At 67.3% G+C, this 14463-nt stretch carries 13 protein-coding genes; 7 read left to right on the forward strand and 6 right to left on the reverse strand.

The window, feature by feature from the left end; all coding sequences use genetic code 11:
- Nucleotides 1–5: 5 nt before the first annotated feature.
- Nucleotides 6–2057, reverse strand: a complete 2052-nt coding sequence (locus tag G3M57_RS26660; RefSeq protein WP_163233941.1) for a beta-glucosidase — start codon at nt 2055–2057, stop codon at nt 6–8.
- A gap of 468 nt (nt 2058–2525) precedes the next feature.
- Between G3M57_RS26660 and G3M57_RS26665 the strand changes: the two genes are divergently transcribed.
- From G3M57_RS26665 to G3M57_RS26675, 3 genes are all read left to right on the forward strand, one after another.
- Nucleotides 2526–2963 (forward strand): MerR family transcriptional regulator, encoded by a 438-nt coding sequence (locus tag G3M57_RS26665; RefSeq protein ID WP_163233942.1) that lies wholly within the window; start codon nt 2526–2528, stop codon nt 2961–2963.
- A gap of 184 nt (nt 2964–3147) precedes the next feature.
- Nucleotides 3148–3822: a response regulator transcription factor gene (locus tag G3M57_RS26670; RefSeq protein ID WP_163233943.1), complete on the forward strand. Its 675-nt coding sequence runs from the start codon at nt 3148–3150 to the stop codon at nt 3820–3822.
- Nucleotides 3819–5159, forward strand: a complete 1341-nt coding sequence (locus G3M57_RS26675) for a sensor histidine kinase (protein WP_163233944.1) — start codon at nt 3819–3821, stop codon at nt 5157–5159. The genes G3M57_RS26670 and G3M57_RS26675 overlap by 4 nt, the downstream gene beginning before the upstream one ends.
- Before the next feature lie 91 nt (nt 5160–5250).
- Here G3M57_RS26675 and G3M57_RS26680 read toward each other — a convergent pair whose 3' ends face one another.
- The 4 genes from G3M57_RS26680 to G3M57_RS26695 all read right to left on the reverse strand — a co-directional run bounded on the left by G3M57_RS26680 (nt 5251) and on the right by G3M57_RS26695 (nt 9213).
- Complete coding sequence (locus G3M57_RS26680; protein ID WP_163233945.1) at nt 5251–5679, reverse strand: YcgJ family protein; 429 nt, start codon at nt 5677–5679, stop codon at nt 5251–5253.
- A 418-nt stretch (nt 5680–6097) separates the two neighbouring features.
- Complete coding sequence (locus G3M57_RS26685; RefSeq protein ID WP_230983863.1) at nt 6098–7402, reverse strand: serine hydrolase domain-containing protein; 1305 nt, start codon at nt 7400–7402, stop codon at nt 6098–6100.
- Nucleotides 7403–7711: 309 nt separating this feature from the next.
- On the reverse strand, nt 7712–8470 hold the full coding sequence (locus G3M57_RS26690; RefSeq protein ID WP_163233947.1) for an SDR family NAD(P)-dependent oxidoreductase: 759 nt from the start codon (nt 8468–8470) through the stop codon (nt 7712–7714).
- A complete protein-coding gene (locus G3M57_RS26695) occupies nt 8467–9213 on the reverse strand; it encodes an SDR family oxidoreductase (RefSeq protein WP_163233948.1) in 747 nt (248 codons plus the stop codon). The genes G3M57_RS26690 and G3M57_RS26695 overlap by 4 nt, the downstream gene beginning before the upstream one ends.
- Before the next feature lie 299 nt (nt 9214–9512).
- On the opposite strand from G3M57_RS26695, the gene G3M57_RS26700 reads away from it, so the two are divergent.
- Nucleotides 9513–10436 carry an ABC transporter ATP-binding protein gene (locus tag G3M57_RS26700; RefSeq protein WP_163233949.1) on the forward strand — a complete coding sequence of 308 codons (924 nt, stop codon included), beginning with the start codon at nt 9513–9515 and terminating at the stop codon, nt 10434–10436.
- A gap of 4 nt (nt 10437–10440) precedes the next feature.
- The gene (locus G3M57_RS26705) at nt 10441–11280 is read left to right on the forward strand and encodes an ABC transporter permease (RefSeq protein WP_163233950.1); all 840 of its coding nucleotides are present in this window, start codon (nt 10441–10443) and stop codon (nt 11278–11280) included.
- 150 nt (nt 11281–11430) lie between these two features.
- On the opposite strand, the gene G3M57_RS26710 is transcribed toward G3M57_RS26705, so the two are convergent.
- Nucleotides 11431–12750: a family 1 glycosylhydrolase gene (locus G3M57_RS26710; RefSeq protein WP_163233951.1), complete on the reverse strand. Its 1320-nt coding sequence runs from the start codon at nt 12748–12750 to the stop codon at nt 11431–11433.
- 449 nt (nt 12751–13199) lie between these two features.
- Here G3M57_RS26710 and G3M57_RS26715 point away from each other — a divergent pair, with 449 nt between their 5' ends.
- Nucleotides 13200–13577, forward strand: a complete 378-nt coding sequence (locus tag G3M57_RS26715) for a MerR family transcriptional regulator (RefSeq protein ID WP_163233952.1) — start codon at nt 13200–13202, stop codon at nt 13575–13577.
- Entirely contained in the window at nt 13574–14050 is a 477-nt protein-coding gene (locus tag G3M57_RS26720; protein WP_163233953.1) for a helix-turn-helix domain-containing protein, read from the forward strand. Before G3M57_RS26715 ends, G3M57_RS26720 begins: the two co-directional genes overlap by 4 nt.
- Nucleotides 14051–14463: the final 413 nt, after the last annotated feature.

A 14463-nucleotide genomic window follows, 5' to 3' on the forward strand; every position in this document is an offset into this window, starting at 1 on the left:
TGGCCTTAGAGGTCCACGATGACCTCTAGCAGATCCGCCGGGTCACCGCCCAGCATGACCCTGTGCGGACCGCTTTCGAGCTTCCAGTCGTGGGTCGTCGGGTCCCGCCAGGTCAGGGTGGCCAGTTCGACCGACAGGCGGACGATCTTGGTCTGCCCTGGCTCCAGCCACACACGCTCGAAGCCACGGAGAAGCTTGATCGGTCGCTCCGCCGCGCGGCCTGGAAATCCGATGAACAGAAACACCGTGTCATCCGCGGCCATCGCCCCCAGATTGGTTACGGCGAGCGTGGCTTCGATGCGATCCCCCTGTCGTCGCGCGGCGGCCGCGCGGTAGCCAAAGCGCGTGTAGGCCAGTCCATGGCCGAAGCCGTAGCGCGGCTCCAGGCCTTCACGATCGAACTTGGTGTAACCGTGCCAGTAGTCGTAGGTGATGGCCTTGGCGTCGCGATCGAAGAAGGGGTAGTCCTCGGCCCTCCTGGCCACGGTGAACGGCAGGCGGCCGCAAGGCGAGACCTGGCCGAAGAGAAGCCGAGGCAACGCCCTACCGCCTTCCATGCCGGGATAGAAGGCGTGGATGATGGCGTTGACCCGATCGCGCCAGCTCTCGACCAGGATCGCCGCGCCGCCGACCAACACGACGATCACCGGTCTTCCGCTCTCGCTCGCCGCGCGGATCAAGGCGATCTGATCGGCGGGCAAGCCAAGCTCGAGACGGTCTCCGCCATGCGGGGACACAGGCTCGTCGGGCGAGGCCATGCCCAGGGAGACGTCGCCCTCGACGAACTCGCCCTCTTCCTCGGCGGTATAACCGGCGACGACGACGACCGCGTCGGCGGCCAGCGCCTGGCGGCGGGCTTCGACCAGATCCGCCTCGTCGCCCCGAAGGATGGCGTCTTCGCCAAGCTCGGCCTGCAGGCCCTGCAGAAAGGTCACGACATAGGGAGGGTGGACGCGGCTGGAGCCGTTGTCGCCGGTATTCTCCAGGGCCGCCAGGCGACCCAGCACGGCCAACTTGCCCGTGCGCTGGCGCGCCAAAGGCAGGGCGCCGTCATTTTCCAGGAGCACCATCGACTTGAGCGCGGCCTCCAGCGCCAGGGCCCGGTGAGTTTCGCTCGCCACCAGGTCGGGAGTGTAGGCCGGGAGCGGATCCTGACGATCCGTCAGCCGTAGTTGTGTGCGAAGAATCCGCTGGCAGGCCTGATCGACCACTTCGGGCGCCACGCTTCCGTCCTCGATGGCGGCCGCCAGCTTGGCGTAGACGATCGGTTCGGGGTTCTCGACGTCGAGCCCCGCGGCGGCGGCGTATGGATCATGGACGCCCTTGATCCAGTCGGAGTGCACGAAGCCCTCGAAACCCCACTCGCCGCGCAGAATATCGGTCAGCAGGGCACGGTTCTGGCCGCAATACTCGCCGTTGACCCGGTTATAGGCTGACATTACCGAGCCGACGCCGGCGTCGATCACGTGTTTGAAGTGCGGCAGATAGACCTCGTGGAGGGCGCGCTCGTCGACCGAGACGTCGATGTGGAAGCGGGCGTTCTCCATGGAGTTCAAGGCGAAGTGTTTGACGCTGGCGACCACGTTATGAGCCTGGATGCCCAAGCCGAGCGAGGCGCCCATGACGCCCAGATGCCAGGGATCCTCGCCATAGGTCTCCTGCGCGCGGCCCCAAGCGGGATGGCGCAGCAGGTTGATGCACACCGCTCCGGAGAAATTGCACCCGTGAGCGCGGATCTCCACGCCCATCGCCTCGCCGATCCGCCGCTCTAGGTCCGCGTCGAAGGTGGCTCCGCGGGCCATGGAGCTGGGAAAGCAGGTGGAGTTTCCGCCGGAGACGCCGCGGGGCCCGTCGGTGAAATAGAGGGCCGGAACGCCCAGGCGATCGACGCCTCCGCCAGCCCGATAGGGCTCGGCGCACCAGCGTCCCTGACTGGCCCTAAATTGCGCGAAGAAGCCCCGTCCCGACATCATGGCGATTTTTTCGTCGAGCGTGGCGGCCGCAAGAATTGCTTCCACCCGCGCGTCAACGGCCGCGGCGGCGCTCGTTCGGCGCACGCGAGTTTCGCGGACCTCGTTAGGGGGCGCGGGCGTTTTCACTTCGGGATCAAGCACAACGGTGTCTCTAACTTAAAATCAAGGCTGACTTGATTGCATGGGCGGGGCGCTTCTGCAATCCACAAGGTCGATAACGCGTCAAAGCCGCGGGCGCTGGCGCACGGTGGAGCGAGCCTGCCTGAACGAGCGAGCAAGACTCGAACCGGCGCGCAGCCGCGACCTGCACGGCTGGGCCGGTCATGCCGGCGGCAAAGCGGGCGGCGCCCAGGACAGCCGCCGCCCGCGAGTTGAGCAGGTCCAGCGCTCGGGGGGAGCGCCGGACCTCTTCCCAGCACGCTCGGTGAGGAGCCGGCGTGCGATCCCCTCCCCGAATGCAGGTTCGGACGGGGAGATGAACGGAGGTTACAAGCAAGCAATCTTGCTTGTATATAGGCTTTCTCCATTGTTCGCCCAAGCCGCGATGAATTCATGTCTCCCCAGCCCGCGCGACGCACGCACCTGACGCCGATCAGCACGCTCGCGCCCCGTCTGGGGGTGACCACGCGCGGCCTGCGTTATTACGAAACGCTTGGTCTTATCAGCAGCGAGAAGATCGCCGCCGGCGCCCGAGGCCTCGACGCGGCTTCGGTGGAACGGCTGACCCTGATCGTGGGGTTGCGGGCCATCGGCGTTTCGGTGGAGCACATCCGGCGCGCGCTGGATCATCAGCGCATGAGGCGATCTCCCGAGGCCGTCCGCGCGCAGTTGCAACAGGCTCTGGACGAGAAGCGCGCGCTGATCGCGGCGCTACAGGCCTTGATCGACCTGTCGCCGGGCGAACCGACGACGCAGGCGCGCGCGCTCGCGCGGCTTGATCTTGAGGCCGCGGCCTCCGCGTCGCCTTCGAAGGTCCGAGATTCCGTTTAGGCGGATTAACCGCCCCCTACTGGTTCGGCCGGCGGCGCGAAGACGAACCCGCGCAGGCCGTAATGTTGCGGCAATGTGCGACGACCTAGCAGGACTCTGGGGCTGGAGGTTCGAGCACGGCGATCCTAGGTTGCCGCGGCCATGATCGGCGTCCATGCGCGAAGGAATGGCCGGCGGAGCTTCAATGCGTGTCTTGCTGATTGAGGACGAACAGCAGATGGCCTTAGCCTTGAAGGCGGCGCTGAATCAGCACGGCTTTGTGGTCGACCATGTCGATACCCTCGCCCTGGCGCGTGAGAGCATCATGGATCAGGTCCATGAGGTGCTGCTGGTCGACCGGCAACTGCCGGACGGCGATGGACTGCGCCTACTCTCGGAAATGCGCAAACGCGGTGTCACGACGCCGGCCATTATCCTGTCGGCCCGCAATGACGCCCAAGACCGGATTTCGGGGTTGGACGAGGGCGCGGACGACTACATCGGCAAGCCTTTCCTGATCGATGAACTCATCGCCCGGGTCAGGGCCGCCAGCCGTCGATCGCAGACCTATCTTCCGTCGCATCTTTTGGAAGGCGATCTCCTGCTGGACCTCACCTGTTGGGAAGCCTCCGTCGCCGGCCAACCCCTGCACGCGCCGCGCCGGGAACTTCAGCTTCTGCAGGTGCTGCTGCGCCGTGCCGGCCGCACGGTTCCGCGCCGCATGCTCGAGGACGCCGTCTACGGCTATGACGACGAGATCCAGTCAAATGCTTTGGACAGTCATATCTCGCGGCTCAGGAAGCGCCTGTCCGACGCCGGCGCCAAGGTCGAGATCCGGACGGTTCGCGGGGTCGGCTATCTGTTGAGGGTCGGCGCGTGAAGTTCCTCTTTCGTCGCCGCTCGCTCAGCTGGCGGCTGGTCTCGTGGTTCTCGCTGCTGCTTTTGGCCTTGATGCTGGCGCTCAATGTCGGCGTCTCAAGCCTGATCAGCACGCAAGCCTTGATCGTGAGGTCGGCGGACACGGCGATGGAGCCTCTGATCGCCGCGTCGCTCGTCAGGCGTGGAAACCAGCTGACGGTGCGCCCTTCGAAGCGACTGGCACAGGTCGCGGCCGATTATCCCCGGTTCTGGTTCGTGGCCGTCGACGCCCAGGGGCGCACGGCGACCTTCGGGGTCGTGCCGGAACGGTTCTCGGCGCTCTCGGCCTATCTGCCCAGGTCCGCGGTCTTCGAGGTCAAGGATCGGTGGGACCCGAAATCCACCGCCAAGGCGGCGCTTCTCAAGTCCAGCGCCGGGCAGGTTCGTGTGCTTTATGGCGGCAAGGTCGACGAGAATCCCATCCTGGCGAGCCTGATCGCCTTGCTCGGCATTGTCTATCTCCCGGTGTTGCTGGTCCCGGTCCTCCTAGCCTTCGTCGCTTTGCCGATCGTCGTGCGCCGCTCGCTGAGCGGCTTGCGCCAGACCGCCGCCCTGGCCGAGGCGATCGATCTGGACACCCCGCCCAGTCACCTGCAGGCCTCCGATGTTCCTGAAGAGATCGAACCGCTGGTACGGGCGATGAACCGGGCGCTGGCGCGGATCCAGGAGTCCGCCAGGAACCGACAACGGTTCCTGGCGGACGCGGCGCATGAGCTTCGTACGCCGATCGCGATCTTGCAGACACGGATCGAGGTGTTGGTGCGCGGTCCTGACAGGGACGCTTTGATCGCGGACGTGGCTCGTTTGCGCGCGATCGCAGAGCAGCTTCTGGACATGCAGCGATTCACGATGATCCAGGCCTTGGCCCCCGTCGATCTGATAGGGTTGTGCGAGAGGGTCGCCGCCGACCTGGCCCCCGCAGCGATCGCCGAGGGCTATGACCTGGAACTTTCGATCCTGGCGGCCCCCGCCATCGTCATGGGCGACTTGGTGTCGATCGAACGCGCGGTCACCAATCTGGTGACCAATTCGATCCAGCATGGCGGAGGCGCTGGGCTGATCACGATCGAGGTGTCCGGGCCCGCGACAATCGATGTCATTGATCAGGGGCCCGGCGTGCCTCCAGAAGAACGCCAGAGAGTGTTCGAGCCCTTCTACCGCCTCAGGCCCCGGGCCACCGGGGCGGGGCTGGGTCTTTCGCTTGTGCGCCAGATCGCCACGCTTCACGGGGGGCAGGTGGCGTTCGTCCCGCAGGACGGCGGGACGCGCGTGCGGCTCACGTTTGGCGCGGCGGGCTGATCGTCTTGAGCTCGCCAGGCCCGATCGCCTGGCGCCCGCCGCCCCGGCGATCGCTGCGGCGCCCTTGCTGGGCGCCGCAGCCGTCGTCGCCCTAGCGGCGCGGTGACGACGACGCCGGAGCCGGGAACTCATACTGCGTCCAGGCCTCGGAGCGGCCGCGGCTATCGTTGCAAACCCGCTCGCGTCGCCAGCAGGTCACGCCCTTGGCCGGGCTGTACTCGCCGCGACGTTCGGCTTCTTCCTTGCGCCGCGCATCTTCGGCCGAGGCCGCGGCGACCGCGACCACGGCGCCGGCGATCAGGGCGCCGGCCACGATCTTGCCGGTGTTGTCCTTCTTGTCCTTCTGGCCGCAGTCGCCCGGCTTGGCCGCGACGACGTCCGAGACGCGGCCGCGATTGGAGATCACGATCACGCATTGGCGATCGCGCTCGTTCCACCAGGAAGCGTCCCGACGCCCCTGGTCCGAGGCGTAGCGATAGCCGCGTTCGCGGAGCGCGTCGGAGGCCTCCCATTGGCGCATGCCAACAAGGCTTCCCAGGCCGCGCGGGGCGGCGGCCGCGGCTGACGGAAGGCAAGGGGAGAGCGCGGCGGTTAAGGCGGCGACACAGCCGGCGGCGCGATAGAACTGGTTCATGAACACGATACTCACTTGGTGGGGGAACGGCGTCTTGTGCGCCTGGCCGCTTCTCGACCCGTTCGTCGGGCGCTTTGGATCGACCTGATCGGCGTATCGCCCCGTCCGGCGACATCACGACGTCAAGCGTCGCGCCCAGGTCTCCTGGCGCCCTAAGGTCGGAGGCTTGTCCCCCGCAAATGCCTGCCCGACATTGCGCCAGCATTACGCCACGGCGGGTGAGCCATCGGCGTGGCGCGCACAGGCCAAGCGCCCGATTCGTCCGGGCTCGCGGCTCGGTCTGCGGCTAGGCTTGGCGCGCGCCCTAGGTCGCCAAGGCCGCGCGGATGGCCTTCTGGAAATCCACCCTGGCCTCCTTGACGGGCTGCTGAACGAAGTAGGCGGCGGTCAGGTCGAGCTCGGGATCGACCCAGGCGTCCGTTCCATGCGCGCCGTCCCAGCCAAAGGCGCCGCGCCCTCGCCCATCTTGCGCCGTCGTTGGATCGGTGGTGACCGCCACTCCCAGGCCAAAGCCCGTGCCCTTTCGGCCAAACGGGTTCTGGGAGAACAGGTCGCCGACCTGGTTTGACGACATCAAGGCGACGCTCTGGGCGCCGATGACGCGGCGACCGTTCAATTCGCCCTTGTTGTAGAGCATCTGCATGACCTGGATGTAGTCGTGGGCGGTGCTGAGCAGGCCGCCGGCCCCGGAGGTATATTTCGTGGGGGCGACGCCGAACGGGCTAAAGCCCGGCTTCCAGGTCCCCCCGTCCCTGTTGTAGAGCTTGACGAGCCGGTCGGCCTTGTCGCTCGGCAGGTTGAAATAGGTGTCGCGCATCTCCAGGGGCTCGAACAGGCGCTCGCGCATGAAGACTTCCGCCGACTGGCCGGAGGTGATTTCGACGATGCGCAACAGCACGTCGAAGGCGTTGACCGCCGAGTAGGACCAGCGCTCGCCCGGCGAGAAATCGAGAACCGCCCCGCCCAGGCGCGGCACGACGTCGGCGAGCGTCTCTCCAGGATTGACCGGTATCTTGTTCACCACCGAGCTGGGGCCGCCGAAGCTTTCGATGGAGCCCAGCCCCGCGATATGGGTCAGCAGGTCCTTGATGGTGATCTCACGCCGCGCCGCCACGAACGTGATCTTGTCGGCCAAGGCTGCATTCTTGGCGATCAGGCTGGGATCCTTGGCGATCTTCATGAAGTCGGACACCCAGCCTTCCGGCGCCACGACCACCCTGGGGTTTTTGAACGTCGGAATGAACCGGCTGACCTTGTCGTCGAGCGAAAGCTTGCCCTCCTCGAGCATCATCAGCACGCACAGGGCCACCAGCGGTTTGGTCGACGACGCCATCCGGAAGATGTCGTCCTTGCGCAGCGGCTCGCGGGTCTCGAGATCGCGCACGCCCTGGGCCTCGAACCAGACCAGCTTATTGCGACGGACGATAACCGTGACGGCTCCGGTGAGCTGGTCGCTGTCGATGTATTTCTGCACCGAGGCGCGCACGCCTTGCAGACCCGCGGCGCTCAGGCCCGCCTCTTCGGGGCGATGCAATCGCCAATCGAAGCGGCCTCGCCCGCGCGGGCCGGCCGCGGCCATGCCGCCCCATACCGCCGTGGCCAGACCCACGCCGCTTCCCAAGACCGCGCGGCGTGTCGCACCAGAAGGATCAAAGATCATCGAAACAGGACCCAGCAGAAAAGCGGCGCCGATCGCGGCGATGCTGGAGTTGCGGGCGGCGACGTTACGAGAACATTACGTCTGGCTTGACCCTGGCTTGGCTTGGCGGCCGAGGGCCTGGAGACATGGCCTCACGCCCTGGCCAGGTCCATGAGCGGTGTGATGGTGAAGCCAGGTCTCCGCCGGTTCAGGAGCGGTCTTGGTCCTGGCCCCGGGACGCGGGTCCCGAGGTCGTGACGTTAGGACGTCGTGGGGCGATCAGTAGGGCCAGGGCGCGCGCGTGAAGGCGCCGCCGTCCACCCACAGGGTTTGGCCGGTCACGAACCGCGCCGACGGGCTGGCGAAGAACAGCACCACGTCGGCGACGTCGTCGGGGCGCCCGGCGCGGCGAAGCGGCGTGATCGGCGCCCAGGATCCTTCGAAGTCGGGGGCCTCCAGCAGGGTTCGTTCCGTGATGATGGCGCCGGGCGCCACGCAGTTGACCCGGATGCCGAACGGGCCGAGCTCGACCGCGGCGGACTTGGTCAGTTGCTCCACCCCGCCCCTGGAGGCCGTGTAGTCGACAAGATTGGGGAAGGCCAGCTTGTTGCAGCCCGACCCGATATTGACGATGGCTCCGCCTCCAGCGGCCTTCATGCGAAGCGCCGCGGCCTGGATGTTCAGGAAGCTGCCCTTGAGGTTGGTCTGGATCACCGCGTCCCAGCGCTCTTCGGCAAGATCCAGCAGCGGCGACCAGGTTTGGATGCCGGCATTGTTGACCAAGAGGTTCGGCGCGGCGCCATGCCATTGGGCCACGGCGTCGTGGAAGGCGTCCACCTCGGCCTTGATCCCGACGTCGCAGGCGGCGGCCATCACCGTCCCGCCCTCGGCCGCCAGGGCCGAGGCGAGGCTGTCGGCCTCGGCCGGGGCGCCAAGGTGGTTGAACGCCACCGCGTAGCCGGCTTTGACCAGGGCCTCGACCAGATGCCGTCCGATGCCGGTGCTGCCGCCGGTGACGATCGCGAGTTGCTTGCTCATAGGCTCATTCCCCCGTCGATGATCAGATTGCCGCCCGTCATGAATTTGGCTTCGTCGGAGGCCAGGAGGACCGCCGCGGCGGCGATCTCCTCGGGCTGGCCCAGCCGGCCCATCGCCTGGCGCGCGACGAACGCGGCCCTGGCGGTCGCCACGTCGCCTGTGGCCGCCCAGCGCTGATGCAGCGACGGCGTCTCGATGGTGCCGGGGCTGATGGCGTTGCATCTCACCCCTTGGCGCACATAGTCGAGCGCGACGGACATGGTCAGCCCGATGACCGCCGCCTTGCTGGTGGCGTAGGCGAAGCGGGCGGGCGCGGCCATGACCGAGGAGACGACCGAGGCGATGTTGATGATCGCGCCGTTGGAGCGTTCGATCATCCCCGGCAGAAACGCCTGGATCGTGCAGGCCATGCTGCGGACGTTGACCGCATAGGCGCGGTCGAGGTCCTCCAGGCTGGCTTCCAGCACCGCCCCGACCGACACCAGGCCCACGCAGTTGACCAGCACATCGACGCCGGCGTGGTCGCGCGCCGCCGCGGCGACGGCGTCCGGATCGGTGACGTCCAGCAGGATCGGCTGCACGCCGACCGCCTCGAGTGGGTCGGTGAACTGCCGGTCGGCGGCCACGACCTGGGCGCCTTCCGCCGCGAACGCCAGGGCGATGCTGCGTCCGATCCCCTGCGCCGCGCCGGTGACGAAGCAATGCTTGCCCGCGAGCCGTCCCGACTTGCGATCCTGGTCCATCCGCCTGCTCCTTGCTGATCTTGCGACGTCACCTAGAGCGATCGCGACAAACAAACAATCCTGCTTGATAGTTGCGCGAGGATTTTCTCCTTGCATTGGGTTCGGGTCGGCCGCCTGTTCGGCGCCCGGCGCCCGGCGCCCGGCGCCCGGCGCCCAAGGGCCCGGCCCGGCGAGGCGGCATCCCCGCGAAAGCGACTATACAAACCAGCGAACCTGTTTGTAAGATCGTGCGCGACGCGGCCACGGCCGGGTCGCGCACGGGCGGGCCCCTGACCCGGCCGCATGGGGATGGCCAAGCGATGCAGACTTCGCGCACAAGCGCGCCGCCAGTTCTGGAACTGTCGGAACTGGGCAAGACCTACGGCCGCGGCGACAAGGCGCGCGAGGCGGTCAGGGATGTGTCGCTCGTGGTCAGAGCGGGCGAGGTCTACGGCTTTCTGGGACCCAACGGCGCGGGCAAGAGCACCACCATCCGCATGATCCTGGGGTTGATCCGGCCAACCCATGGGCAGGTCTCGCTGTTCGAGGGCCAGGGGGACGGCCGGCGGGCCCTGCAGCGTGTCGGGTCATTGATCGACGGCGGGGCCTTCTACCCGTTCCTGACGGGGCGGGAGAACCTGAAGACCCTGGCCCTGACCCGGGGACTGGCCAGCGCCCCGATCGAGGATCTCCTCGACCGGGTTGAACTGGGGGGCGACGCCGATCGTAAGGTCAAGGCCTACTCTCTGGGCATGCGTCAGCGCCTGGGCGTGGCGGCGGCGCTTCTCAACGATCCGGACCTGGTCATTCTCGACGAGCCCGCCAACGGCCTGGACGCCGCGGGCATCCAGGACATGCGCCGGCTGGTCCGCGCCCTGGCCGACGAAGGCAAGGCGGTGTTCCTGTCCAGCCACCTGCTCCACGAGGTCCAGCAGGTCTGCGACCGGGTGGCGATCATTCACAAAGGCCGACTGATGCAGGAAGGCGCGGTCGCGGAGATCCTGCGTGGCGAGCAGATCCTCAGGCTGGACGCGTATCCGCAGGCCGTTGCGCACCAGGTGCTCCAGGCGACCTGGCCGGTCCGCCCGGACGGCGGTGAGCTTGCCGTCAGCGCCGCGCCCGGCGACGCGCCCGCCATCGTGAGACGGCTGGTCCAGGCCAATGTCGACGTCCTTCGGATCACCCCGCAGGAAGCCAATCTGGAAGCGATCTTCCTGGAAATGACGAGGGACTCGGATGTTTAGCGCCGTGAAGGCCGAGACGCTTAAGCTCAGCCGTCATCCCGCCACCCTTTTCCTGGTCTGGATCTATCCGATCTTCGCGGCGCTGGCCGTGGGGACGCCGATCGTCGCGGCCTTGGTCAGCGGCGCCCATCCGCCCTCCCCTGCGATCGATGCGCGGCAGTGGGCGCATCAGACAGCCATGATGCTCGAAGCGCCCTACTCGGCCTTCGGTCGCATCCTGGTGGCTGGTTTCGTGGCGGTCGTCTTCGCCGGCGAATACGGTTGGAACACCTGGAAGCTGATCATTCCGGCCCGGTCGCGTACGCAGTTGGTCGCGACCAAATGGCTGGTCGTGGTCGGGCTGCTGCTGACCGCCTTGATCGCGGCGGATCTGATCGTCCTGGCCGGGACAATGTCACGGGCGGCGCTGATCGGACCTGGCCTTCCGTCTGGCCTATCCGCGGGCCTGGTGCTGGGCGTCCACCTGAAGGTCGCCGCGGGCATCTGGGCGCCCCTGTTGTCGACGCTGGCGTTCGCGAGCCTGGCGGCCGTTTTCACCCGATCGATCCTGCCTACTGTCTTGCTCGCCATCGGCGCGGTGCTGATCGAGCCGCTGCTCGGGTTCATCGCCCTGGCCGCGAGCCCCTACGCGCCGAGCCTGGTGGGCTGGGTGATCAAGGCCACGCCCTTCTACAATACCGCCAATCTCGAGGCGGCCGCCAAGGGGGGCGGTTCGACCTTGATGCTGGCGCACGGCGAGCGTCTGTCGCTCGACCCTCACGCGTCCGCGGCGGTTCTCGGGGTTTGGATGCTCCTGGCGGCGGCGGCGACGCTGATGCGCTTTGAGCGCGATGATCTCAACTAGAGCCAAACCCTGATCGCGCCCGTGCGGCTTGCCCGCTGACCCTTGATCCTGGCGCGGCTTCGGCGCGCGAGCCGGTCGGGGTCATCGGGTGGGAAGCGATCAAAATCGCCTGGACGGCCAGCGAACCTGGCCGTCCAGGCGATGATCGTTCTAGAGCGCGTTGCGGCGCGCGATCGCGCCATAGATCCTTGAACTGGCCTTGGGCGTCCGCGCGAACGTCATGCGGTCGACCGCGACGAGGCCATATTTCATTTTGTAGCCGTAGATCCACTCGAAGTTGTCCAGCAGGCTCCAGTGAATATAGCCTTGGACGGGCACGCCTTCGTCCATGACCGCCTTCAGATCCCGAAGCGCCGCGGGAATGAACCGCGCCCGGACCGCGTCGTCGGCGGTGTTGACGCCATGCTCGGTGACGATGATCGGCACGCGGGCCACGCCATAGGCATAGCGGACGGCGTTGGCCAGGGAATCGGCGAAGATCGGGGTTCCGGCCAGGTTGCGATCACCGGCGGCTTCCGCTTCGACCTTGCCCTTGTCGTCCCAAACCGCCCGCTCGTAGTTCTGCACGCCCAGGAAATCGTCGCCGCGCACGGCCTCGAGCCATGCGCCGTGCTGGCGGGCGCGCATGGTGTCGCGCAGGCTCTGTTCGCCGAGCGCCTGGTCATCGGGGATGGCCAGGCTGACGCCGACCGGCAGGTCGCCGCGGACGGCCTTGATCGCCGCGCGCCCCGCGCGATGGCCCGCGATCTTGTTGGCGGTGACCGCGGCCGGATCGTCGTAACTGATCGAGTTGCCGACGATGAACACCTTGCTGCCCGCGGCGCGGGCTTGCGCTTCGGCGCTCGCCTGGAACACCGGGGTCAGCTTGGCCAGCATCTCGGGCGGGATCGCGGCGCGCACGACCTCCGGGAGATTGGGCTCGTTGAGGGTGGTGGCGTAGCCAAGGCCATCCGCCAGGTGACGGGCGGAACGATCGCAGAAGCGGCCGAACAGGTCCGCCGCGTCCTGGGCGGTCCAGCCCCCGCGCGCGGCGAACCAGCGAGGCGTGGTGTAGTGGTTGAAGGTCAGCATGGGCGTCAGTCCGCGCCGGTGACAGCCGGCGACGATGGCCTTGTAGTGATCGAGCATGGCCGGAGAGAAACGCCCCATCTCCGGTTCGATCCGCGACCACTCCAGGCTGAAGCGATAAGTGTTCAGGCCCATGGCCTTCACCAGGTCCAGATCCTGCGGCCACAGCTCGAAGCTGTTGCAGGCGTCGCCGGACGGCTCGGCATAGGCCGTGGGCTTGGTGTTCTCGGCGACCCAATTGTCGGCGTTGACGTTGTTGCCTTCGATCTGATGGCCGGCCGTCGCGGCGCCCCATAGAAATCGGCGTGGAAAGCCGGACTTCGAGGGCGTGGCCGCATGGGCGGCGGGCGCGGCCGCGACCGCGGCGCCCGCGGCGATCAGGGTCCTGCGATCAATATCCATTCCGTTGTTCCTCATCGCATTGGCTTGATTGAGCGCGGCCGGCAAAGTCGTCGATGGCCCGGACGGCCAAACGCGCGTGCTGTCGCCGTCGCGTCCCTCCCTCCTTTGGTTCGGGAGAGCGCCTCTGGCGGTCATCTAAAGACTGGCGCCGCCTTAGGATAAAAACAAGTCAGCTTGTTTCTACAGGGTGGCGGCTGGGTCGGGCCGCCGATCGCGTCTGGGCCGTTCATGTCGCGCGCCGAGAATTTCGAGACATTCCTCTTTCCCGGGGTCGCCTCCTGCGTCATAACCGCGACTTACAAACATGCAATCCTGGTTTTTTAAAGCGCCTCGAATGCTGCGGGTCCTGGTGGCGGTCGGCCCCCTGGCTCCACGCCTTTCAGGCCCAACGCCAACGAACCATGACCTCAGAGAAAGTCGCGCGGGCGTCAACGCCCCAAATCGCCCCCATGTCGATTTCCCAAGCCGCAGTCCGGCTTGGCGTAACGCATCGCACCCTGCGTCACTATGAGGCCATGGGGCTGGTTCAGCCTCAGCGGCCGAGGGGCAACACGCGCGCTTACGACGGTCCCAGCATGCAGCGCCTGGAGTTGATCGTGGCCCTTCGCGCGGCGGATTTGCCCCTCAGCGCGGTGGCCGACATCCTCGATCGGGAAGCCGATCCAGCGGCCCAGGCGCTGCGCGTGAACACCGTGGTCGACGCGGCCTTGGTCCGGGCCCGTCAGGCGGTCGCCCGACTCGAGGCCGTCCGTCAGGCCGCGCGCGGCGAAGGTTTGCCGGGTTTGCGTCGCTTGGCCGTCGTCGATGACCAACAGGTGTCGCAATGATCGCGAGGGAGGACTATCGCGGACCGCTCACCAAGGCGGCCCAGGCGATGTTCGAACGGGCCGACCGCCGCATGGGGCTGGCTGGCGGTGTTTGCGCCTCGCCGCCCCGACGCGTTCGCAGGGGCGTGCTCAGTCATTCGGCGGCCGAGCGCGCCTTGGCTGAGATCGGGTTGTCCCGCGCGCGCCTTCGTCAGTGGGAGGAGTTTGGTGTCATCGAACTGCGCCGAAGTCCGGGGCGCCATCGCATCGTCGATGGTCGAGTGCTCGACCATCTGCGATTGATCCTGGCGCTGAGAACCGCCGGCTATAGTCTTAGGGATATCACCTACCTGTCCCTGGACGGTCCGCCGACGGTCGAGATCCTTCGCCGACGCGTGGCGCAGGTGGAGGCCGAGCGAGCGCTCACGTTGCCTCTGCGCCTGGGCGCCTCGGCCTTGCGTCCCCGCAGGGAGTCTCTGGCCGCGGCGGCCTAACCAGCTTCTCGCCTCCTTATCGGCGCGCCGCCGGCAAGGCGATCGCCCCGCCTCGGGCGGGGCCTTGGCTTTTCAGCGCACGGCGACGGGCGCTCAGCCGCCGCGAGGCGCGCTGAACCTGCAGCCCCCGCTTGTCTGGGTGTCGGCGTGGGTGATGGCGTCAGCCAGGGCGATTGAAGACAGGTTCAAGATCGCTTGGCTGCAAAGCGGTATCGCGGCGACCTCTTGGGGTTCGGCTCTCGAGCGCCAGGCGCTCGACGCGGCGCCCCCCGCCACGCCAACCGCCACGGCCGCGAGAAACAACGTCCCGAGCGCCAGCGAGCGAGGGCGGCGCGGCGCGCGACGGGGCTGATAAAACGAAAGACTGATATCCATGGGACGTTCCTCCGCTTCCCGCTTGTCGTTCGCGGGTT

This window comes from Caulobacter rhizosphaerae, assembly GCF_010977555.1.
GTDB lineage: Bacteria > Pseudomonadota > Alphaproteobacteria > Caulobacterales > Caulobacteraceae > Caulobacter > Caulobacter rhizosphaerae.

Excerpts from the sequence above, each read along its gene's own strand:
- G3M57_RS26665 (WP_163233942.1), top strand. The coding sequence starts at position 2,526 with ATGTCTCCCCAGCCCGCGCGACGCACGCACCTGACGCCGATCAGCACG.
- G3M57_RS26670 (WP_163233943.1), top strand. The coding sequence starts at position 3,148 with ATGCGTGTCTTGCTGATTGAGGACGAACAGCAGATGGCCTTAGCCTTG.
- G3M57_RS26680 (WP_163233945.1), bottom strand. The coding sequence starts at position 5,679 with ATGCGCCAATGGGAGGCCTCCGACGCGCTCCGCGAACGCGGCTATCGC.
- G3M57_RS26690 (WP_163233947.1), bottom strand. The coding sequence starts at position 8,470 with ATGAGCAAGCAACTCGCGATCGTCACCGGCGGCAGCACCGGCATCGGA.
- G3M57_RS26695 (WP_163233948.1), bottom strand. The coding sequence starts at position 9,213 with ATGGACCAGGATCGCAAGTCGGGACGGCTCGCGGGCAAGCATTGCTTC.
- G3M57_RS26700 (WP_163233949.1), top strand. The coding sequence starts at position 9,513 with ATGCAGACTTCGCGCACAAGCGCGCCGCCAGTTCTGGAACTGTCGGAA.
- G3M57_RS26710 (WP_163233951.1), bottom strand. The coding sequence starts at position 12,750 with ATGGATATTGATCGCAGGACCCTGATCGCCGCGGGCGCCGCGGTCGCG.
- G3M57_RS26715 (WP_163233952.1), top strand. The coding sequence starts at position 13,200 with ATGTCGATTTCCCAAGCCGCAGTCCGGCTTGGCGTAACGCATCGCACC.
- G3M57_RS26720 (WP_163233953.1), top strand. The coding sequence starts at position 13,574 with ATGATCGCGAGGGAGGACTATCGCGGACCGCTCACCAAGGCGGCCCAG.